The organism is Bradyrhizobium liaoningense, assembly GCF_018130785.1.
In the GTDB taxonomy this organism is placed as follows: Bacteria; Pseudomonadota; Alphaproteobacteria; order Rhizobiales; family Xanthobacteraceae; genus Bradyrhizobium; species Bradyrhizobium liaoningense_A.
In genome coordinates, this window is sequence record NZ_JAFCJT010000031.1 from 49,710 (window position 1) to 70,364 (window position 20,655).

Genomic DNA, 20,655 nt, shown 5'->3' on the forward strand with positions numbered 1-20,655 from the left:
CCCCTTTGGGCGGGTGATCCCCCTCCGGTCCTGCCGCCCTGGCCCTTGCTACCCCAGGTCTCGCCGACGGGCAGGGTTGCAGCGCAGCGCTGCGCTTCAACCTCAGCTCAAAGGAATAAGACCATGAACATGATGTCCTCGTCTCAGAACGAACAGCCTGCCGCCGCGGGCTTCCGGGTGGATGTATCGCGTGGCCAGCGGATCGGCCGGGTATCGTCCGAGTGGTTTGCCCGGCCGGATGACGAACGCTATCTGAATCTCCCGGACCTCTATGAGGCAGTGCGAGGCCGCGCAGAGCGCGCGCAAGCGCGGACTGTGGAAAGCCGGGCCATCAGGGTCGAAGCGAGCCGGGAGAATTCCGAGCGGCTGGCCTTGATGGTGCCAGGACGTGACGAGCCCGTGGCGCCGACACATTGGAGCTTTGGCCAATTGTGCACGCTCGTCGCCGCGCTTGCGGCCGCGGTCATGAAGATCGCAGGCAACGGCACGGGCGATACGCGCTGGAAAGTCCTGGGCGTGCTGGATTGGTCAACCATGACCCACAATCCATTTGTGGACGTGACCAAGGACACGACGACGCTCTACGCCAGCGATCGCGATGTGTTCCTGTTTCTGGTCGACGACACGAAGCCAATCGAAGCGGGGCGTTTGGCGGATGGTTCACCGGATTTGTATTTCCGGGGATTCTATTGCTGGAATAGCGAGGTCGGCAGCAAGACGTTAGGAATTGCGAGCTTCTACCTCCGCGCCGTCTGCATGAACCGTAACCTGTGGGGCGTGGAGAGTTTCGAGGAAATCACGATCCGGCATTCGAAGTTCGCGGCGCAACGGTTTGCTCATGAAGCTGCTCCAGCGTTGACGCGCTTTGCCAATTCTTCGCCGACGCCCTTCGTGGCGGGTATCAAGGCTGTGCGGGAGCGGATCGTTGCCCGAACGGACGAAGACCGGGAGAACTTCCTGCGTAAGGGGGGGTTTTCCAAGTCCGACGCGACGAAGATCGTCGAGACCGTCTTTTGCGAGGAAAGCCGCAAGCCTGAAAGCATCTTTGATTTTGTGCAGGGCATTACCGCATTTGCTCGCGGTAAGGCTCATCAGGACACGCGCCTTGAACTGGAAGGCAAGGCAAAGCGTTTGATGGAGCGGGCCATCTGATGGGATAAGTCGCGCAGTCGGTAGGGCTGCGCGGCTTTCTTCTCAGGGGGTTGTGCGTCGCCGCCGACCGGCAAGCCGGATCAGCGGCGTGGACACATATCCGCGTCCGGGACTCGCCGGGCCTGCGGCCCGACTCGCGGAAGAAAAACGGCAAGCAATGCCCGCACATGCAGTCATTCCGAATGGTCAAAAAGATTACGAAGGCGCTACTTCTTTTTAGGAGGTGATCGGATCGGCTTTCGACCCTTTGGCAATGCTTTTGGCGCCGCTGCTCCCCGAGGAGGCTGAAGGAAGAACTCCGATAATTGAACACCGAGGGCCCTAGCGAGCCGGTCAAGCAGATCGATAGTGGGGTTCTCAGCTTGCCGTTCAATGCCACTCATGTACGAACGATCGATTCCCGCGTCATATGCCAATTGTTCCTGAGGGACACCGCGATTGACGCGGATCCGACGAACATTCCAGGCCACGAGCGCACGAGCGTCCATGCGCAGAGGCAGCCATTTTGTAGGCCATCAAACCACTGGCTATAACCCATGTATTTGGCTAGTTTGGCTCGCAAGACGTGGTGCAGCTTTTAGGCAGTTCTGAAAAATACATGAAGACACCGTCTCTGGATCCAGACGTTGCGGATGTAGCGCCGACTGCCGCTACCCCGACAGAGTACGACGAGCAGCATGTTGTAACTTACGTTCGGCTTCTGCAGGCCGAAGGTGAGGGAGCGGACTGGCGGGAAGTGGCCCGAATAGTCTTACATCTTGATCCGGACAGTGAGCCGGACCGCGCGCTCAACGCTTACCGGAGTCATCTTTCTCGCGCTAAGTGGGTATCCGAACAGGGGCGTCTTTTGCGCGGCAAAGGCACAAACTAGAAGAAAACCATCCCCGTAAAGCTTAGGCTGAAAATCCCTTTCTCCGGTTGAGCCGTGGTGCACGTGGTGCTCAAATAGGGACTTCCCACAACCGCATCGATCACAACTATTGCGCCGCAATCTTAGCTAGTTGCGTGCAATGGAATTGAAGTTATGCCTGAGTTCGACTGGCGTTCGCCGGAGTCCTACCGAAGCCTTGATGATGCAGAAATCACCGACATCGCCTGGGAATGCCTACGTCGCAATACGGACTATCAACGCGACTACGACGCGATGATTGCCAGCAGCCCGGATGGTCAAGTGACGCCCGAATTCAGGAGGAAATGGGGTATCTGCTTTTGCCCATGACCCTCGGCGGTCATTCAGGGAAGAGACCATCTATTGGGCGCCTGAAGTTCTCCCGACAGTCGTTCCAATCGCAGTAGCGCCGCCATCTCTTGATCAAGTTGCTGCATCTCCGCGACCCTTAGAGCTTGCGGCCGGCCAGGTGCGCCGCGTCGAGGATGGTTGGCACGCGGTTCCGCGGATTGGCGCAGTCGATCATCGCGTCTGGTCAAGGGAGCCGCCAAGAGTCGGCGCCCTCTACGTGGCCGAGCTGCCGTTCGACAGGGACTTCGACGCGCGTGCGTACGCAGCACGACGGTTGTGGCGCGCCATAAGCGGGCGGCCGGCGGGCCCGGCCTTTCATGAGCTGTCCAAGCAGAAGCGCGAGCGCTTGAGCGCGGCTCTGCGCGCGCTCGACGCTCATGGTGCCGGCGGCCCCTATCGCATCGTCGCAGCAACACTCTTTGGTCAAAAGCACATCCCGGATCGCGCGTGGAAAACACACGATCTGCGCAACCGGACTATCCGTATGGTGCAGAGCGGTGCCGCGTTGGTGCGCGGCGGGTACCGCAAACTATTGCGACCGGCGCGCAAAGACTCTTAGCGCTCCTCTCCGGGGGTATCGAAAGTCGCGCCTCCAATTTCCGGCATCCCCCTCCGACAGCGCCCTTCTCCATGATGACCCCAGACACGCCGGCACCGCCGTGCACGGCGCGCGTCACTCTGGAGCTTTCAAATGCCCGATCCGATGGCCGGCCTACCACCGCGTTTCCTGCGAACTCCGGAGGCTGCGCGCTATCTCGGCCTCTCCGGTCGCACGCTTGAGAAGCATCGGACGTACGGCACCGGGCCGACTTATCGGAAGATCGGCGGACGTGTCGTCTACGCTTTGGACGATCTGAAAGCCTGGGCCGATCGGGGCGCCAAGACGTCGACGTCCGATCCCGGCAGGGGGACGGTGTTGCCCGCCAAGAAGCAGTCGACCTTGCGCCCATATGCGGGCCAGGAACGCCGCTGATTCACGTCGGAGGCAAAGATCATGCGACACAAGCACCGTTCCGAGCGCGATCAGCTCGAACTCTTTCGGGCATTGCCCGGCGATCTGGCGCCCCGAGACGCGCAAGATCTGATGGCATACCCGTTCTTCTCGCTTGCAAAAACGAAGCGGATTGTGCCGATCGATTTTCGTGCCGGGTCAATCTCCATCCGCGTCGAAACCGTGCCTGAGCACGGCATGGCCACCATTTGGGATGCTGACGTATTGATCTGGGCTGCATCCCAGATTGTCGAGGCTCGTGATGCCGGCTTGAAGACCTCTCGGTTAATGGCTGCAACGCCGTACGAGATTCTGACATTTGTCGGCCGCGGGACGAGTGCGCGAGATTATGACCGGCTGAAGGCCGGTCTCGACAGGCTGCAGTCGACGACGGTGATGACGTCGATCCGTCAGCCGACTGAGCGGCGGCGTCATCGTTTCTCGTGGATCAACGAGTGGAAGGAGACAGCCGATGCAAACGGCCGTCCACTCGGGCTCGAACTGATCCTGCCGGATTGGTTCTATGCCGGCGTCATTGATGATGCGCTCGTGCTGACGATTGATCGCGCCTATTTCGATCTGACGGGCGGCCTTGAGCGCTGGCTTTATCGTCTCGTCCGCAAGCACGGCGGTCATCAGGATGGTGGCTGGAGCTTTTGACCTTGTGCACCTCCATGCCAAGTCCGGCAGCCTCTCCCCGCTCAAACACTTCGCATACGACGTGCGCCAAGTGGTCAGCCAGCAGACATTGCCAGGCTACGAGCTGATCCTCACGCGCGATCCGAATGGGTCTGAACGGCTGAACTTCAAGCCCATCGCCGTCGAGGCGCTGACTACGAGACTTCGCAAGCGCGGTCTCATTTCGAACTCGGAGGACAATCTGTGAATCAGCTCGTGCTATCGGGGACCACGACCCTCGTGCCATCGGGGACCGGATCCTCGTGCTATCAGGGACCGGAATCAGGCTTAAGGGCTTGTTTCTCTGCTCTTTCCGGCCGCTCTAACCTTACTAACTGGAAATCCTTCGGATTTCTTCTAACGGACCGCTCCAAAACCTGTGCTGGGCTTGTTCGTCGGCGGCAGTGTGGTCTCCAAACCGAAGGAGCCGCCGCATGAGCGATCTCACGCAAGTGGAGGTGCTGTGGCTCGAGAAGCGCATCGAGAATCGCGTTCGCTTCGGTCGCATCGCTGAGGAGCAGAGGATCGATCGTTCGCGGCGAATCCTGTCTTTCACACCGGGCAGCATCTTTGCATTCGTACGCTGGATGTCCAATGACTTTGGAACCGTCATCTCGCGTATCGATGTCTTGCGAGCGGTCGCACCGGGGCAACGCTGTTCGACCGTGCCCTATGTGAAGCCCGGGGCAGAGAGTTTGCTGCGGCTGGCCGGCTGGCAAAAAGTCGAGCGGGTGCTGCAGGCGATCGATGCCATTGAGGCGCTTGGCGTCAATCCTGCGGATGTAGCCCCGGATCATTGGCAGCACGTTCACAACCATCTCTCGGTCAACGAGAGCCCGCGCTCGTACACGAAGGCACGTCATCAGGCCTGGCTCCATCGGCAGAGGGTCATGAAATGAAGGGGAGCCTGAAGACGCTGACCGTGACATCTGCGGGAGTGGCTGCGCTTGCCGCAACGATGATCGCAGACATAAACCCGCTCTACGTCTGGAATGCATCGCAGAGTGTCCCGATTGGGCTCTACCGCTTGCAGTCTGCCGAAGAATTTTACGTTACGGAGTTGGTTGCGCTCCAGCCACCCGAGCCACTTGCGGCCTTTCTTGATTTGAACGGCTATCTACCGATCGGCGTCCCCATGCTCAAGCGGGTACTGGCGCTGCCCGGACAAACAGTTTGCAGAGAGGGTGTCACGATCTCGGTCGACACCGTCGTCATGGGGGAGGCACGAGAACGCGACGAGCGCGGCCGACCTCTGCCGAATTGGCAGGGTTGCCGAGCCGTCGGTGAGGGTGAGCTCTTTCTCATGAATTGGCAGACTGACGACTCGCTGGATGGCCGCTACTTCGGCGTTCTACCCGCATCGGCTGTGATCGGCCGTGCGCGCCCGGTGTGGACTTGGGAGGAATGATCGTGGCCCTTCCGTACTTTCGATCTGTCATTCCTCTGTTCGATCAGTCGCGGCACCATTCCTCTGTCCCGACCAGCGATTGCAGTGCCGCCGCGCGGAGCGGCGGTCCAGGGCGGCCGAACGGCCGGCGCGAAGCAGCTTTACCCTGGACGGTCGCGAGCACGGCGGCATGCTTGGGGTTATCGAGAGCGAGTGTTTGGGCCGTCGTGCCACTGCTGTTCGTTCTGTCGATAGTCTGCAGTTTTGTACGCGCCGATGAGCAAGAGGTCGCGCATCCGACGAGGGGCCAGACCACCGGCCTGTTCGAGCATTTCATCGGAGAAGCCGCGCAGCGGTTTGTCATTCCGGTGCAGTGGATTCAATCAATCCTGCGGATCGAGAGCGATGGAGATGCGCACGCCAAATCGGGTAAGGGCGCAATAGGGTTGATGCAAATCATGCCGGCGACCTGGGCCGAATTTCGCCAGCGCTATGATCTGGGAAATGATCCGTACGACCCGCACGACAACATTCTGGCCGGCGCAGCATATCTGAGAGAGCTCTTTGACCGGTCAGCTTCGTCCATCTTTCCTGCTCAGTCTGACCGCATCGTCGCTGTCGAGCGACAGCAACTCACCGCTTCAAGGGGGCACGCGCCGTCGGCCATCGTTCCGAAGCCAACCGGGATATTTGTCGTAAGGCTCGATGCGGGAGAGCGGCGATGACCCGCTGCGCAATCGTGCGAACGTTCGAGTGCTGTTGGGGGATATCTGCGGAGACGTGGGGAGAGCTGGGAAGCACGACGGGAGGACGGCTCTTCAAATCGGGCTTCGAGATACCGGTGCACGGGGATAAGACGGCCGTGGCCGAATCCGGAGCCTGGTGCAACGACTTGGAAGGTCGTTGCCACAAGGGAGAGCTCCGATGAAACTGTACGTTGGATTGGACGTCGGCCTTGAAGAAACCAGCGTTTGCATCGTCGATAGTGAAGGTCTTACGGTCCGCGAAATCAAGGTCAGCACGGAGCCGGAGGCGATCCGCTCCGCTGTAGAGGGCTACGCGGATCGCCTCGATAGGGTCGGGGTCGAGGCGTCATCGCTTGGCATCTGGCTGTACCGCGAATTGCAGTCAGTCGGGCTTCCAATCATTGTCGTGGAGGCGCGCCATATGCGCGTCTCGCTATCGACAATGCGCAACAAAACCGACCGAAACGATGCGCGCGGCATCGCGCAGATGATGCGGCTGGGCTGGTACCGCGCCGTGCATGTCAAGAATATCGACATGCAGAAAATGCGTACGTTGTTGACCAACCGGAAGCTGCTCAAGCGCAAGCTGATCGACCTCGAGAACCATGTTCGGGGCGCACTGCGGGCCTATGGATTGCTCGTCGGAGCGGTCGCCCGAGGGTCCTTTGAGGCCCGTGTCCGCGAACTGATCGAGCACAGCGATCCGATTTTTGTGATGTCTATCCAGGTCATGCTGGACGTACGCCGCGCGCTCCGCGAGGGCTACGATCGGCTGCATCGTGTGCTCCTGCAGGTGGTCCAGCATGATCCTGTTTGCCGGCGTCTGATGACGGTTCCGGGCGTCGGTCCGGTCGTCGCCTTGTCGTTCAAGGTTGGCGTTGATGACCCTCATCGCTGTGCCCGATCCCGCACGGTGGGCGCCCATTTTGGCCTGACACCGAAGCGCCACCAGTCCGGTACATCGATCGATTTTGAAGGTCGCATCAGCAAGCAAGGCGATATCTCCGTGCGGGAGGCGCTGTGTGAAGCCGCCGCAAGTCTGCTGCTGCGGGTCAGAAAATGGTCGGCATTGCGGGCGTGGGGCCTACGGATCGCCAAGCGGTCAAGCATGCTGTGTGCGATTGCCGCGGTCGCACGAAAGCTCGCGGGTATTCTCCACCGGATGTGGGTCAGCGAGACCGATTTCCACGTCGGATTCGGTGCCAAGGTCACGCAACGGCTGCGCCTAAAGCCAGCGCAGTAGCAGCTACGTAGACGAGTATAGGAAGGCGCTGGACTGCTCCCAGCATGCTGAGGAGGGAACGAATTTAGAGATCCGCGCGCGCGGTGAGCGTCCCCTGGCGGGGCCGCGAAACGGGGAATGTCCGCTATCTCTTGCCTGCTGCCGTCCTTCGGGAACGAGAGCGCCAGACTGCTTGGACAGCCCTGTTTACGAACCTGATGAAGAGCATGCGACGGCCGAAGTGCTGAACGCGAAGGAACGCATGGACCCCGCTTGGTGAATGCTGATCGCAAGCGTTGCGGTGACGCGTGCGCGTTGTCGATGCAGGGAGTCTGTCATGGCTGAAGTGCGAAGAGTCGAAGAAAAGCGTAGGAATGAGTTGACTTTGAACGCCCGATTAGGAAGGCGAGATAAAAGGGGCTCGCCGGTCGAACCGCAAGCCATTGGCATGGCTTGGGTTCTGGCGTGCCAGTCGGTCGTGGCGCGTGCCGCGCCTTGCAGATTCAACAATGCAATCAAGGACATTTTCGGCACTATGGGCATTCTTGCACGGTTTGAGGGCTGACCATGGCCGTCGGCGACAGTGATCTGCGTATTCGACCCGGGCGTATTCGGAGCACCCGCGCACCCAAGCCGAAGAGCTTCATCAATCAGGTGCTACGTGCCGCGAAGAAAGCTGGCCATACCTCGGGTCAGGCTGCGGCTGGCAAGCGTGCCAGGGCCTATGGGCGTTCGACGTTTGGCCGCGGCAGGCTCGCGTTCAGCCGCAGCAGATTGTTCAGCCCGACGCGGCGAGCTGTGGTGAAGGCGCGCGTTGTTCGCCATAAAGGACGAGCATTCCGCTCGGCGCCGCTGACCGCCCATCTTTCGTACTTGAAACGCGATGGCGTTACTCGGAGCGGTGAGAGAGCCGAGATGTTCGACGCCAGCAGCGACCGCGCCGACGGCGCGGCTTTCGCGGAACGGTGTCAGGACGATCGTCATCATTTCCGTTTCATCGTCTCGCCCGAGGATGCCGGCGAGGTGACCGACCTCAAGGCCTTCGCTCGCGATCTCGCGCGGCAAATGGAGGCCGACCTCGGCACGCGACTCGATTGGGTAGCCGTCGATCACTGGAATACTGACAACCCACACGCCCATCTTCTTGTCCGGGGCGTCGATGATAAGGGCGCTGATCTCGTGATCTCCCGGGACTATATCAGTCGGGGCTTGCGCTCACGCGCCGAGGAATTGGTCGCGATCGAACTGGGTCCAAAACCAGAGCACGAGATCCGCAATTCGCTGGGGAGGGAAATCACGGCAGAGCGATGGACTCGGCTCGATCGCGAGATCCGGTTGGCGGCCGATGAGACCGGCTACATTGATCTGCGCCCTGAAAGTCCCGGCAATTCGAACCCCGAGATCCGAAGCCTGATGGTTGGGCGGCTCCAGCACTTGGACAAAATGGGCCTTGCGGCGTCAGCAGCACCTGGGGAGTGGATGGTCGGGCTCGAGGCCGAGCGCAGCTTGCGCGACCTCGGGGTCCGCGGTGACATCATCAAGACCATGCACCGCGCCTTCACCGAGCGTGGAGAAGAACGTGGCATTTCCGACTACGTCATCGAGGGTGGGTCGCCAGCGTCCCAGATCGTGGGACGGCTGGTTGATCGAGGATTGCATGACGAACTGACCGGCGAGGCCTATGCCGTAGTCGACGGAACAGACGGACGCGCGCACCACCTCCGTTTCCGCGGCATCGAGGCCTTTGAGCATTCTCCGCCGCTGGGCGGCATCGTCGAAGTCCGGCGCTTCGGTCAGGGCGACGATCCGCAGCAGGCCGTGGTGCTCGCGCCCCGTTCCGATCTCGATCTTGGAGAGCAGGTCTTGGCGAAGGGCGCGACCTGGCTCGATCACCGGCTGGTTGAACGCGATCAGTTGCCCCTTGCAATGGGAGGATTCGGCCGTGAGACCCGCGACGCCATGAAAGCGCGCGCCGAGCATCTGGTCCGGGAAGGTTTGGCGCGCCGGCAAGGGCAGCGCATCATCCTGCAGCGCGACCTATTGAACACGTTGCGCCGGCGCGAGCTGGACAATGTAGGTAATTGCCACGTCCGCGTCAGCTTCGCGACCAACGACGAGCGGACCGCAAAGCGGGTCTCAGACGCGCTGGGCACCGCGACGGAGATGCGGGCGATGAAGAACTATGCTGGGCACCGGCTGAATCCCTGGCTCGGGCACCTCATGGTCTCGCGGCAGGAGACCGCACGGCCGCTCCTAACTCCCGGTGAGATCATGCAGCGTCCACCCCATTTCGGTTATGTCCGCTTCGCTCTGACAATGACCACTTTTGTGCAGGGCGCAGCAATTGACGCGATCGGCCAGACTCGGAATATCTTACCGCGAGCACAACGTGTTCCCTTGTCCTCAAGCAGCCGACGTAAACGCTGATCCCACGCGAGGTTCGGCAGGGTCCCAAGCGGGGGTTGAGAGAGGCACGGTCTAACGCTGCCAGCATACTGGAAATTTCGAGCTTCTTCGGCTCGGGGCAGGGGCTGCTGTCGCCTGTCTCGTTGTGTGCTAAACTTTCTGTTTAAGCCGGGTGTGGCCAAACAACGGGATGCAGCGCCTTCTCAGCCCGACAGCGGTAACCGGCTTGATGGCGGAGGAAGGCTGATGCATCCTTCGATACGGTTCGACGCTGATGGGGATCGCAACTTCGGGGTCTTATGGCAGGACGGCGACCGCATCTTCCGCCGAGGAGAGCGCCGGAGCGCCGATGGCGACTGGTGCAGGGTGCTCGTCGTTCTGCCCGCCACGGAGCACCCGACCCCCGCCAGCCTCGATCGCCTTGCTCATGAATACGGATTGAAGGACGAACTGGACGGGGCATGGTCGGCACGACCAATCGAGCTCACCCGCGAAGGCGGTCGGACCATGCTGGTGCTCGAGGATCCCGGCGGCGAACCGCTGGATCGGCCGCTCGGTGCGCCTCTGGAGCTGGGACGCTTCTTGTGCTTCGCCATCGGCATTGCCAGCGCTCTCGGCCAGGCGCACCGGCGCGGCCTCGTGCATAAGGACATCAAGCCGGCAAATATCCTCGTCAACCGCACGACCGGAAAGGTCAAACTTACCGGGTTTGGTATCGCCTCGCGTCAACCGCGCGAGCGGCAGGTGCCCGAGCCGCCCGAGACTCTCGCCGGCACGCTTGCCTACATGGCACCCGAACAAACCGGGCGGATGAACCGCTCGGTCGACGCCCGCAGCGATCTCTACGCCCTCGGCGTCACGCTGTACCAGATGCTCACGGGCGTTCTGCCCTTCACGGCGGCCGATCCCATGGAGTGGGTGCACTGCCATATTGCCAGAAAGCCAGTGCCGCCAGGGGAGCGGTTAGAGAATGTCCCAGTGCCCGTCTCGGCGATCATCATGAAACTGCTCGCCAAGACATCCGAAGATCGTTACCAGACCGGCGGCGGTGTCGAGCGCGATCTGCGACGCTGCCTGGCGGAATGGGAAGCGCGCCGCCGCATCGATGACTTCCCGCTCGGCCTGCAGGACACCCCAAACCAGCTGCTGATTCCCGAAAAGCTGTACGGACGAGATCGTGAGATCGCGACGTTGCTTTCCTGCTTCGATCGCATCATCAAGACCGGTGTGCCAGAGTTGGTGCTGGTCTCAGGATGTTCAGGCATCGGCAAGTCCTCAGTCGTCGACGAACTGCACAAGGTGCTGGTGCAGCCGCGCGGCCTGTTCGCGTCCGGAAAGTTCGACCAGTACAAGCGCGATATCCCTTACGCGACACTGGTGGAAGCTTTTCGAAGCCTCGTCCGGCCTCTCCTCAGCAAGAGCGACAGCGAGTTGGAGAGCTGGCGCCACTCGCTTCTGGAGGCGCTGGGACCGAACGGGCGGCTCATGATCGACCTCATCCCCGAACTCAAGCTAATCATCGGAGACCAGCCACCGGTTCCTGAGTTGCCGCCACAGCAGGCACAAAGCCGTTTTCAGCTCGTATTTCGGCGCTTCATTGCCGCATTTGCCCGACCGAACCATCCACTGGCGCTCTTCCTCGACGACCTGCAGTGGCTCGACGCGGCGACGCTTGATCTGCTGGAGGACCTGCTGCGGCCAGATCTGGAGCACCTCATGCTGATCGGTGCCTATCGCGACAACGAAGTCGCCGCGGCCCATCCGCTAATGAGAAAGCTCGACGCCATCAAGGCCGCCGGCGGAAAGGTCGCGGAGATCAAGCTGTCGCCGCTCGCCCAAGAGCACCTTGGGCAGTTGGTTGCGGACGCTCTTCGCTGCGAGTTAGAGCGCGCTGCGCCGCTTGCGAAGCTGGTGCACGTGAAGACCGGCGGCAATCCGTTTTTCGCCATTCAGTTCCTGTCCTCGCTCGTCGAGGAAGGATTACTCACATTCGATCATGATGGCGCGCGCTGGTCCTGGGATATCGACCGCATTCACGCCAAGGGCTACACCGACAACGTCGTTGATCTTATGGTCGTGAAGCTCACGCGCCTGCCGACCGAGGCGCAGAATGCATTGCAGCAGCTAGCTTGTCTTGGGGACATCGCCGAGAGCACGACACTCTCAAGGGTCCTCGGGATTGCGGAGGGGCAGCTCGACAAGACTTTGTGGCCGGCCCGCCATCAAGAGTTTGTCGAACGTGTGGCGGGTGCCTACCGGTTCGTCCACGATCGCTTTCGTGAGGCTGCTTATGGCCTTATCCCGGAGGAACTGCGCGGCGAGGTACACCTTCGAACAGGGAGACTGCTCGCGGCGCTTACGCCTCGCGACAAACCGGAGAAGGCGATCTTCGATATCGTCAATCAGCTCAATCGTGGGGCGAGCTTAATGACCTCGATGCAGGAGCGCGAGCAGCTCGCCGCGCTCAATCTGCTCGCGGGCGAGCGCGCCAAAGCCTCAACGGCGTACGTCTCGGCGCTGAACTATCTCACCGCCGGTGCCGCGTTGTTGGCGGAGGATTGCTGGGTGCGACGGCGCGATCTTGCCTTCGCGCTGGAGTTGAATCGGGCCGAATGCGAGTTCCTGACCGGTGCGCTCGCGGAAGCGGAACAGCGCCTGGAAGCGCTTTCGGCTCACGCCACAGATCCGGTCGAGCGGGCGACCGTCGCGTGTCTGCGCGTGGATCTGTACGTGACCCTCGATCAGAGCCCCCGCGCGGTCGCCGTCGGTCTCGATTTCCTCCGGCATCTCGGCATCGAGTGGTTGCCGCATCCGACGGCAGAGGAAGTGCGCCGCGAATACGAGCGGATCTGGTTAATCCTCGGAGACCGGCCGATCGAGGCGCTTGTCGAGCTGCCTTTGTTAAGCGACCCGGCATCCCTCGCAACCCTCGATGTTCTGACCAAGCTCGAGGCGCCTGCCTTGTATACGGATGCGAACCTGCTTTCCTTAGTCAGCTCCCGGGCAGTCAACCTTAGCCTCGAGAGTGGCAACTGTGACGCATCGAGCGTGGCCTATACAGTGCTTGGCTACGTTGCAGGGCCACGCTTCGGTGACTACGAGGCCGGATTTCGATTCGGCCAGCTCGGCTACGATTTGGTCGAAAAGCGAGGGCTGAAGCGCTTCCAGACCAGGATTTTTCTCAACTTTGGGAGTGGGGTGATTCCTTGGACGAGACATATCCGGAGTGGCCGCGATCTGGTGCGTCGCGCGCTCGAAACCGCAAACCAAAGCGGCGATCTCAATTGGGAGGCGTCCTGCTACGTCCACTTGAACACAAACCTTCTCGCGGCGGGCGATCCGCTCGATGAGGTGCAACGCGAAGCCGAGCGTGGTCTCGCCTTTGCGCTGAAGATGCGGTTTCGTCTTGCCATTGACCGCGTCCGAACCCAAGTCGGATTGATTCGGACTCTCCGTGGCTTGACGCCGACATTTGGCTCATTTGACGAAGATGGCTTCGATGAGCATCTCTTCGAACACGGTTTGAACAACCCAGCTTTGGCGCTGGCCGAGGGCTTGTACTGGATCCGCAAGATGCAGGCACGCTTCTTTGCCGGTGACAACGCAGGCGCCCTAGAGGCCTCAGCGAGGGCGCAACGGCTGTTATGGACGTCACCGTCAATGTTCGAAACGGCGGAGTTTAGCTTCTATGATGCGCTTGCTCATGCGGCGTCATGCCATCGCGCACCTCCCGAGGAGAGGCAGCAACATTTTGAGGCTCTTGTGGCCCACCACAAGCAACTCGAAGTGTGGGCGGAACACTGTGCGGAAAACTTCGAGAACCGCGCTGCGTTGGTTGGTGCGGAGATTGCCCGGATTGAGGGCCGCGCATTCGATGCCATGAACCTTTACGAACAAGCCATCCTTTCGGCACAGGCAAACGGGTTTGTCCACAACGAGGCGCTCGCCAACGAGCTGGCAGCGCGCTTTTACACCGCGTGCGGCTTCGAGCAAATCGCGCACCTATATCTGAGAAACGCCCGCGACTGCTACCTGCGCTGGGGCGCGGACGGCAAGGTGCGCCAGCTCGATGCGATGTATCCGCGCGTCAGAATGGAAGAGCCCGCACCGGCTCCGACAAGCACAATCGCAGCGTCTGGCGAGCAACTCGACCTCGCGACGGTGATCAAGCTATCGCAGGCGGTCTCCGGCACAATCGTGCGGGAGAGACTGCTCATCACGGTCATGCGAACCGCGATCGAGCACGCCGGCGCCGAGCGCGGCCTGTTGATCCTGTCGAGCGGGGCTGAGCCGCGGATCGCCGCCGAAGCCACGATCGACGGCGACATGGTCGCCGTGCATCTGTGCGACAAACCCGCGACTGCGGCGGTGCTGCCGGAAGCAATCCTCCACTACGTCCTGCACACCAGGGAGAGCGTCATCCTTGACGATGCCGCGGCTCAGAACCCGTTTTCGGCGGATCCCTACATCCATCGGCGTCATGCGCGATCCATTCTTGGTCTGCCCTTGATCACCGAGGCCAAGCTCAACGGCGTGCTTTATCTCGAGAACAACCTGGCTGCGCGCGCTTTTGCGTCGGGTCGGATCGCTCTCCTCAAGCTGCTCGCCTCGCAGGCGGCCATCGCGCTGGAGAATACCCGGTTGTATCTCGATCTCGCCGAACGCGAAGCCAAGATCCGGCGCCTGGTCGACGCCAACATCATCGGCATCTTCGTGTGGGATCTTGACGGTCGGATCATCGATGCCAACGAAGCTTTTCTCCGCATCGTCGGATACGGCCGCGACGATCTCGTCTCCGGCCGACTGCGCTGGCGGGATCTGACGCCCGCCGAATGGCGCGATGCCGACGACCGGCGTGTGGCGGAGCTGGAGGCGACCGGAACCGCGCAACCCTACGAGAAGGAGTACTTCCTGAAAAGCGGCAGCCGCGTGCCGGTGCTGGTCGGGGCAGCGACGTTCGGCGGGCGACACGACCAGGGCGTGGCCTTCGTGGTCGACTTAACCGAGCGCAAGCGGGCGGAGAAGGAAATTGGCGAAGGCGAGCGGCGTTACAGCGAGGTGCAGATGGAGCTCGTGCACGCGAATCGCGTCGCAACAATGGGGCAGCTCTCGGCTTCGATTGCCCATGAAGTCAACCAGCCGATCGGGGCGACGCTCAACAACGCCTCTGCGGCGTTGCACTGGCTGAGCAAAGAACCGGCAGATCTGGAGAAAGCTCGGCAGGCTCTCAACCGGATCTTTGCAAACGGCAATCGCGTCAGCGAGGTCATCGGCCGCATGCGCGCGCTTTTCAAGAAAGCACCTCTCCGGAAAGAAGACGTGGACATCAACGGAGCAATTCTCGAGGTCATCGCCCTGACCCGTGGCGAAATCGTGAAGAATGGCATTTCGGTGCAGTCACACCTCGTGGAGGGTTTGCCGCTCATTCAGGGAGATCGGGTCCAGCTGCAACAAGTAATCATGAACCTGATCATCAACGACATCGAAGCATTAAGCTCGGTCCGCGAGGGATCGCGAGAGTTGGTGATCACCACTGGTAAGGGCGAGCCGGACGGCGTGCTCGTCGTAGTGCGGGATTCGGGTCCAGGTCTGAGTTCAGCTGATCTTGAGCGCATCTTTGAGGCCTTCTACACGACAAAGCCCGGCGGCTTGGGGATGGGTCTATCGATCTGCCGCACCATCATTGAAGCGCATGGGGGACGACTGTGGGCCACCGCCGCCCAACCTCAGGGCGCGACTTTTCAATTCACCCTGCCCGCACAGTCAAATCATGCAGCGTGAATTGAACATCCTGCAGCGGGCCATGTGTGGACGGCTCCGGGTTGGGAAGAAGAATCTTCACGTGCGGCGTTGGTAGGAGCTGTGATGTGTTGGGCCTGTTAGTGCGGCTCACATGACCGCTGGCCATAATACCTTCCGCGGATCACGTCCCGGTCAAAGGCACGCATTTCGATAATATTGGTCCATGGGTTGTCCTGATCGCCGGGAGCGACCGGTTCTGCATTAAGTGATGTCCGTCCTTCCAACCGTTACGTCGCACCGGGGGTGTCCGGTGTGATCTCGTTTACGCCGTGAGAGCGGCGGGTTTCATTTTGGCGGCGTCACTGGTCCGCGGCCGAGCCCTAGTCCTCTACCCCCATTGACCCAGATCAAAGCTCCCTTCGCGCACGCAAGCTGGTATCTTGGTTGCTTCACAATTTTCTTCGAGATACCCATGAAGTGGACGTGGATGATTATTGTTTCTGACCGTTGTTGCGATGCCAATCGTAGCCGATGCGCAGGGTGTCGTCGGTGGTGCACAACAAGGAGCTAGCGAGGAGGGCGGCAAGGGAGCAAGGCGGCGGGACCGGTTGGGGGGCGGTCGGCGACGTCGTTGGCGGAGTCGTGGGGGCGTTACTGGCGGCGTGAAGGGGCCTCTCGGAGTTTGAGATAAGCCGAAGGGCAAATCAAAGACGAGGACTGACAACTAGCGAAAGGCAAACCCTGAAGCGGACAGCTCTCATTGGGCCCAGTCCATCACCGACCCGCGTCGATCTCATCCATGGTGAGAAAAGTGAAGTCGATGAACCAGCTGCAAGTGCGCCGCGTGGTCGACGTGCCACTCCGCGATGTCTCCGGTATCCGTTTGCGCCGCACTCGAAACAGTCGGATGTCCCTCATAGCGATCGGCGACCATGCTGCGAAGGTCGCCTGGTTCTCCCAGCCGCGCAGCGATAAAGGCCGAATCTGCTGGCATACGAGCAATATTGCGAGGTTCTCGGGTTCGCTGCTTCCCAAGCGGGGCTCCCAGATCGAAGCGGTCTGCGCTGATGGCCGCGGGCGCATTGTGCTGCTCCTGAATCAGGGTGAAGAACCTCAACCATCCGGCCTATCGCCAGCTGCAGGACCCAGTTCTAAGCAGAATTGCGCAGCTTGACCATCGGAAGACCCTCCCGGACCAATTTCTGCACTCGGCGGAAGCGGACGTGCCGCCCCCAAGGAGGAAAGTGGGCGACCAAGGACTTGTTCGTGGCTAACTCCTGGCTCGTCCGTCGAAGCGGCTGCGACGATTAAAGTCAGCTACGTTGACCGAACCGCGCGATTGATGAGGAGGCTCAGATACGTGGCGCCCTCCATCGACAAGGTCTGTTGAGGGGTGTTCAATATTGGACGAGAGACCCGCAAGAAGTCCCCAATCGAATAAACACATTCATTCTTTCGTAGGGAGAAATCGAGATGTCCTTCGTCGCGCGACGATTGGCGGCGTTTTCGACCGCCATGATCTTGCTCGCTTCCGCTGGAAGCAGCGCAATTGCCCAGAAGAAATACGATACCGGCGCAACCGATACCGAGATTAAGATCGGCAACATCATGCCGTACAGCGGGCCCGCATCGGCCTATGGTGTTATCGGCAAGTCTGAGGCGGCCTACTTTCAAAAGATCAACGCGGAAGGCGGCATAAACGGGCGCCAGATCACCTTCATTTCCTATGACGACGGCTACAGTCCGTCAAAGGCGGTCGAGCAGGCGCGCAAGCTGGTCGAGAGCGATGAGGCGCTGTTGATCTTCCAGTCGTTGGGCACGCCGTCCAATACCGCTATTCAGAAGTATATGAACGCAAAGAAAGTGCCGCAGCTGTTCGTCGCAAGCGGCGCCACCAAATGGAATGACCCACAAAACTTCCCCTGGTCCATGGGTTGGCAGCCCAACTACCAAAACGAGGCGCGTATCTACGCAAGATACATTCTAAAGGAGAAGCCGAACGGCAGGATCGCCGTCCTCTACCAGAACGATGACTATGGGAAGGATTATCTCAAAGGTCTCAAGGACGGCCTTGGCGAGAAGGCCGCTTCGATGATCATCGTGGAGGACGCCTACGAGGTCACAGATCCGACCATCGACTCGCATATCGTCAAGATGAAGTCGTTAAATGCCGACGTATTCGTCGATATCTCTGGGCCGAAGTTCGCGGCGCAGGCCATAAGGAAGATGGCCGAGATTGGTTGGAAGCCACTTCACTTCCTGAACAACACCACCGTCTCAGTCGGCGCCGTCATGAAGCCCGCCGGATTTGACGCTTCGCAAGGGATCATCTCCTCGGCCTATCTCAAGGACCCAACCGACCCGCAGTGGAAGGATGACCCTGGCATAAGGACTTGGAACGAGTTCTTGGATAAATATTACCCGGAGGCCAATCGCTTGGATAGTGTGATCCTGTATGGATACACCATCGCGCAAACTCTCGAGCATGTGCTGAGGGCCTGCGGCGACGATCTCACGCGCGAGAACGTGATGAAGCAGGCTGCTAGCCTCAGAGGTCTCGAACTGGGTGGGCTCTTGCCGGGCATCAAGATCAACACGTCTGCCACCGATTTTGCCCCCATTTCGCAGGTGCAACTGATGAGGTTCAGGGGCGAGTCTTGGGAGCGGTTCGGGGACATTATTGACGGTGACGCCAGCGACTAGTTGGGTTTGGCGCTCGGTAACGTAACTACCAAAAGGAGCAGCCTTGGGCGCGCCGCGTGTCGTCGCATGAAACCGAGTGAACGTTGTATTGACGCCCCCCGCGCTAGCTCCAATTCCGCCTTTTGGCCCATAGCTGCCCCCGGACGTGTGCGACGGCACGTCCGCAGTTGGTGAAAGCCGACGCCACATTCCAGGCGCTTCTCGAAGAAGAGGATCGCCTGGAGCATCGGGTTGGCGAAGCCGGCGACGAGGGTCGCTATCACCTCTCCCTTGGGCTAACGCAGACCCCCTTCCTGGCCGACTCGCTGTTCCAAGTGGCTTCACTTGAAATCACGATTTATGCGGCCGTCGGAAGACGACTCTATTTCTACGACAGCGCCGGCCTGTGGATCGACGAGCTAGAACACATTGGGGCCAGGGTCGGCCCCAAAGTGTTGCATTCCTTAACCTCAGAACGACGTCTCGCCACTTCGCCGATGGGCCATGTGTGGGCGGCTCCGGGTTGGCAAGAAGAATCTTCACTTTGCAGCATTGGTCGCAACAACCATGAGTTCGGCCTGTTAGCGACGCGGCCGCAATAACGATCGTCTATCGACTCTATGGCGAGAGGTGATTTCCCTCGTTGGCTTTACAAGGCCATCTTCCAAAGCATCGTCATACCGAAACTTTCAGTGCCGCCACCGAGACGTGATGCCGGATTGAAAAGCCAGGAGGCTCGATTTGCAAAGCAACGAAGTAAACGCAGTCGCAGCAAATGGAAAAGAGGCCGCCTATTTCGGTGTGCCGTGGGAAGATGCATATGGATACGCGCAGGCGATCAAGGTTGGTGATACTATCCATGTCTCCGGCCAGTTCAGCCACGACGAGAAGGGGCACCTGATCGCGCCTGCTTCTCTCAACGAAACCGGCAAGCCGGCCGAGTTCTCGATGATGGAACAGCAGATGCGCGCAACCTACGCCAATGCCGTCAAGCTTTTGGCGCGCTTCGGGGCAACGCTGGACAACGTCGTCGAAGAGACGCTCTATGTACTCGATGTCGACGCCGCATTCACCGCCGCGGGCAAGGCGCGCAAGGATGTATACGGCACGGCACGACCCCAGTGCGCCAGCAACTTGATCGGTGTGACGAGACTAGCCTTTCCTGAACAGCTCATCGAGATCGCCTTCAAGGCTGTGCTGTCGGGAGCAGAAGCGAAGCGGCGGTGATAAATCCCCGATATCTGGAGTTAACGAAATCATGACGCAAGGACCTGGAACCGCGAGGGCAATGCCCGACCTCCCGATCGAGCCGAAGGATTGCGCCTTGGTGCTGGTCGATCAGCAGGCCGGACTTGCTTTCGGCGTGGGATCGATCGATCGCCAAATGCTTCTGAACAACGTGATCGCTCTGGCGCGCACTGCCACCGTTTTCGGTATGCCGATCGTGGCATCTACGTCCGCCACCAAGGTCTACAGCGGTCCCCTGATGCCCGCGATTCACGCCGCGATTCCCGAAGTGATGGCGATCGACCGCCGCAACATGAACATGTGGGAGGACGACGCTGCGCGCGACGCGATCGTGGCGACTGGACGGCGGAAACTGATCTTTTCGGGGCTGCTAACAGAAGCTTGCGTGACTTTTCCGGTGCTCTCCGCGCGCGCGGCGGGGTACGAGGTACATGTTGTCGGCGACGCTTGCGGCGGGCTCACTCCGGTCAGTCACGATCTGGCGATGCGACGAATGGCGGCAGCGGGGGCGAAGCCGACGTCGTGGATCCAGCTCCTTCTGGAACTCCAGCGCGACTGGACCCGCGCCGAGACCTATGACGGGGCGCGGGCGATCGTGGAGGCTCACGGCGGCGGATACGGTATCGGCCTGGCCTATGCGCGGGATATGATCAATCCCCAGTAAGAAACGCGCCGATTATCCGTCGGAGTTGTTCCTGCGCCCCGAGCGTTGGCGCATGGGGTTAGGTTCACAGCGTAGGAAATCGTACTGCGAATATTTGATCCTGAGAGCCATTTGACAGGAACTCTACGATGACCGATGTCAATGCTAATGCTAGCAACGGTAGTGTAGGTTTGCGGCTCCTGCTTTCATTTTTTATTGTGGTGCTGATGTCGTTCGGTGGGTACGCCGCTTTCGTCTCCGCTCTCGCGACACGGGCCAACGCGAAAATCCAACTCGATCGTGAGATCGCAGTTGAAGATCTCGCAGTCTGTGAAAAGCTCGGAATACGCGCTGACACGAGCGGCTTTGGTGTGTGCAGCCTACAGCTCGCGCTTGTTCGACAAAAGCAAGCCGACCGGGACAGTGCCGCAGCTGCAGGTCTTCCCTAAATTAGCGGACGCGAAGTGGGCGGCCATCTCTGGGAGCGCGACCTGAGGCGAGGCTTGCGCTCAGCCCCG

The 20,655-nt window shown here is 60.4% G+C and carries 18 protein-coding genes and 1 pseudogene; 18 read left to right on the forward strand and 1 reads right to left on the reverse strand.

The features are described 5' to 3' along the window. Positions 1–123: 123 nt before the first annotated feature. A complete protein-coding gene (locus JQ627_RS35025; RefSeq protein ID WP_212488894.1) occupies positions 124–1,152 on the forward strand; it encodes a DUF932 domain-containing protein in 1,029 nt (342 codons plus the stop codon). A gap of 206 nt (positions 1,153–1,358) precedes the next feature. Here the strand turns inward: JQ627_RS35025 and JQ627_RS35030 are convergent, their stop codons facing one another. Then, the gene (locus tag JQ627_RS35030) at positions 1,359–1,640 is read right to left on the reverse strand and encodes a helix-turn-helix domain-containing protein (protein ID WP_212488895.1); all 282 of its coding nucleotides are present in this window, start codon (positions 1,638–1,640) and stop codon (positions 1,359–1,361) included. A 110-nt stretch (positions 1,641–1,750) separates the two neighbouring features. On the opposite strand from JQ627_RS35030, the gene JQ627_RS39410 reads away from it, so the two are divergent. From JQ627_RS39410 to JQ627_RS35110, 17 genes and pseudogenes are all read left to right on the forward strand, one after another. Continuing rightward, on the forward strand, positions 1,751–2,023 hold the full coding sequence (locus JQ627_RS39410; RefSeq protein ID WP_249143653.1) for a DUF2285 domain-containing protein: 273 nt from the start codon (positions 1,751–1,753) through the stop codon (positions 2,021–2,023). Between the two features lie 153 nt (positions 2,024–2,176). Further along, a complete protein-coding gene (locus JQ627_RS35035) occupies positions 2,177–2,371 on the forward strand; it encodes a transcriptional regulator domain-containing protein (protein ID WP_212488896.1) in 195 nt (64 codons plus the stop codon). 238 nt (positions 2,372–2,609) lie between these two features. Continuing rightward, the gene (locus tag JQ627_RS39415) at positions 2,610–2,951 is read left to right on the forward strand and encodes a DUF2285 domain-containing protein (protein ID WP_312015845.1); all 342 of its coding nucleotides are present in this window, start codon (positions 2,610–2,612) and stop codon (positions 2,949–2,951) included. Between the two features lie 132 nt (positions 2,952–3,083). Further along, positions 3,084–3,365: an AlpA family transcriptional regulator gene (locus tag JQ627_RS35045; protein WP_212488897.1), complete on the forward strand. Its 282-nt coding sequence runs from the start codon at positions 3,084–3,086 to the stop codon at positions 3,363–3,365. 21 nt (positions 3,366–3,386) lie between these two features. Next, positions 3,387–4,269, forward strand: a pseudogene (locus JQ627_RS35050) (replication initiator protein A). A gap of 226 nt (positions 4,270–4,495) precedes the next feature. Then, a complete protein-coding gene (locus tag JQ627_RS35055) occupies positions 4,496–4,960 on the forward strand; it encodes a DUF2840 domain-containing protein (protein WP_212488898.1) in 465 nt (154 codons plus the stop codon). Further along, positions 4,957–5,469, forward strand: a complete 513-nt coding sequence (locus JQ627_RS35060; RefSeq protein WP_212488899.1) for a S26 family signal peptidase — start codon at positions 4,957–4,959, stop codon at positions 5,467–5,469. Before JQ627_RS35055 ends, JQ627_RS35060 begins: the two co-directional genes overlap by 4 nt. 206 nt (positions 5,470–5,675) lie before the next feature. Continuing rightward, a complete protein-coding gene (locus JQ627_RS35065; RefSeq protein WP_312015846.1) occupies positions 5,676–6,173 on the forward strand; it encodes a lytic transglycosylase domain-containing protein in 498 nt (165 codons plus the stop codon). Positions 6,174–6,372: 199 nt separating this feature from the next. Continuing rightward, on the forward strand, positions 6,373–7,437 hold the full coding sequence (locus JQ627_RS35070) for an IS110 family transposase (protein ID WP_212488901.1): 1,065 nt from the start codon (positions 6,373–6,375) through the stop codon (positions 7,435–7,437). Positions 7,438–7,753: 316 nt separating this feature from the next. Next, the gene (locus tag JQ627_RS35075; RefSeq protein WP_212488902.1) at positions 7,754–7,981 is read left to right on the forward strand and encodes a hypothetical protein; all 228 of its coding nucleotides are present in this window, start codon (positions 7,754–7,756) and stop codon (positions 7,979–7,981) included. A gap of 2 nt (positions 7,982–7,983) precedes the next feature. Further along, positions 7,984–9,843 (forward strand): DUF3363 domain-containing protein, encoded by a 1,860-nt coding sequence (locus JQ627_RS35080; RefSeq protein ID WP_212488903.1) that lies wholly within the window; start codon positions 7,984–7,986, stop codon positions 9,841–9,843. A gap of 225 nt (positions 9,844–10,068) precedes the next feature. Beyond that, positions 10,069–15,603 carry an ATP-binding sensor histidine kinase gene (locus JQ627_RS35085; protein ID WP_212488904.1) on the forward strand — a complete coding sequence of 1,845 codons (5,535 nt, stop codon included), beginning with the start codon at positions 10,069–10,071 and terminating at the stop codon, positions 15,601–15,603. Between the two features lie 1,434 nt (positions 15,604–17,037). Further along, on the forward strand, positions 17,038–18,267 hold the full coding sequence (locus JQ627_RS35090) for an ABC transporter substrate-binding protein (protein WP_212488905.1): 1,230 nt from the start codon (positions 17,038–17,040) through the stop codon (positions 18,265–18,267). Between the two features lie 167 nt (positions 18,268–18,434). Further along, on the forward strand, positions 18,435–18,848 hold the full coding sequence (locus JQ627_RS35095) for a hypothetical protein (protein ID WP_212488906.1): 414 nt from the start codon (positions 18,435–18,437) through the stop codon (positions 18,846–18,848). A gap of 139 nt (positions 18,849–18,987) precedes the next feature. Beyond that, a complete protein-coding gene (locus tag JQ627_RS35100; protein WP_212488907.1) occupies positions 18,988–19,473 on the forward strand; it encodes a Rid family hydrolase in 486 nt (161 codons plus the stop codon). A 61-nt stretch (positions 19,474–19,534) separates the two neighbouring features. Further along, the gene (locus JQ627_RS35105; protein ID WP_212488908.1) at positions 19,535–20,158 is read left to right on the forward strand and encodes an isochorismatase family protein; all 624 of its coding nucleotides are present in this window, start codon (positions 19,535–19,537) and stop codon (positions 20,156–20,158) included. Between the two features lie 128 nt (positions 20,159–20,286). After that, positions 20,287–20,586, forward strand: a complete 300-nt coding sequence (locus JQ627_RS35110; protein ID WP_212488909.1) for a hypothetical protein — start codon at positions 20,287–20,289, stop codon at positions 20,584–20,586. Positions 20,587–20,655 lie beyond the last annotated feature (69 nt).

Bases quoted from the DNA above. Each gene is read 5' to 3' on its own strand.
- JQ627_RS35025 (WP_212488894.1), top strand. From the start codon at position 124: ATGAACATGATGTCCTCGTCTCAGAACGAACAGCCTGCCGCCGCGGGC.
- JQ627_RS35030 (WP_212488895.1), bottom strand. From the start codon at position 1,640: ATGGACGCTCGTGCGCTCGTGGCCTGGAATGTTCGTCGGATCCGCGTC.
- JQ627_RS39410 (WP_249143653.1), top strand. From the start codon at position 1,751: ATGAAGACACCGTCTCTGGATCCAGACGTTGCGGATGTAGCGCCGACT.
- JQ627_RS35035 (WP_212488896.1), top strand. From the start codon at position 2,177: ATGCCTGAGTTCGACTGGCGTTCGCCGGAGTCCTACCGAAGCCTTGAT.
- JQ627_RS35045 (WP_212488897.1), top strand. From the start codon at position 3,084: ATGCCCGATCCGATGGCCGGCCTACCACCGCGTTTCCTGCGAACTCCG.
- JQ627_RS35055 (WP_212488898.1), top strand. From the start codon at position 4,496: ATGAGCGATCTCACGCAAGTGGAGGTGCTGTGGCTCGAGAAGCGCATC.
- JQ627_RS35060 (WP_212488899.1), top strand. From the start codon at position 4,957: ATGAAGGGGAGCCTGAAGACGCTGACCGTGACATCTGCGGGAGTGGCT.
- JQ627_RS35070 (WP_212488901.1), top strand. From the start codon at position 6,373: ATGAAACTGTACGTTGGATTGGACGTCGGCCTTGAAGAAACCAGCGTT.
- JQ627_RS35075 (WP_212488902.1), top strand. From the start codon at position 7,754: ATGGCTGAAGTGCGAAGAGTCGAAGAAAAGCGTAGGAATGAGTTGACT.
- JQ627_RS35080 (WP_212488903.1), top strand. From the start codon at position 7,984: ATGGCCGTCGGCGACAGTGATCTGCGTATTCGACCCGGGCGTATTCGG.
- JQ627_RS35085 (WP_212488904.1), top strand. From the start codon at position 10,069: ATGCATCCTTCGATACGGTTCGACGCTGATGGGGATCGCAACTTCGGG.
- JQ627_RS35090 (WP_212488905.1), top strand. From the start codon at position 17,038: ATGTCCTTCGTCGCGCGACGATTGGCGGCGTTTTCGACCGCCATGATC.
- JQ627_RS35105 (WP_212488908.1), top strand. From the start codon at position 19,535: ATGCCCGACCTCCCGATCGAGCCGAAGGATTGCGCCTTGGTGCTGGTC.
- JQ627_RS35110 (WP_212488909.1), top strand. From the start codon at position 20,287: ATGACCGATGTCAATGCTAATGCTAGCAACGGTAGTGTAGGTTTGCGG.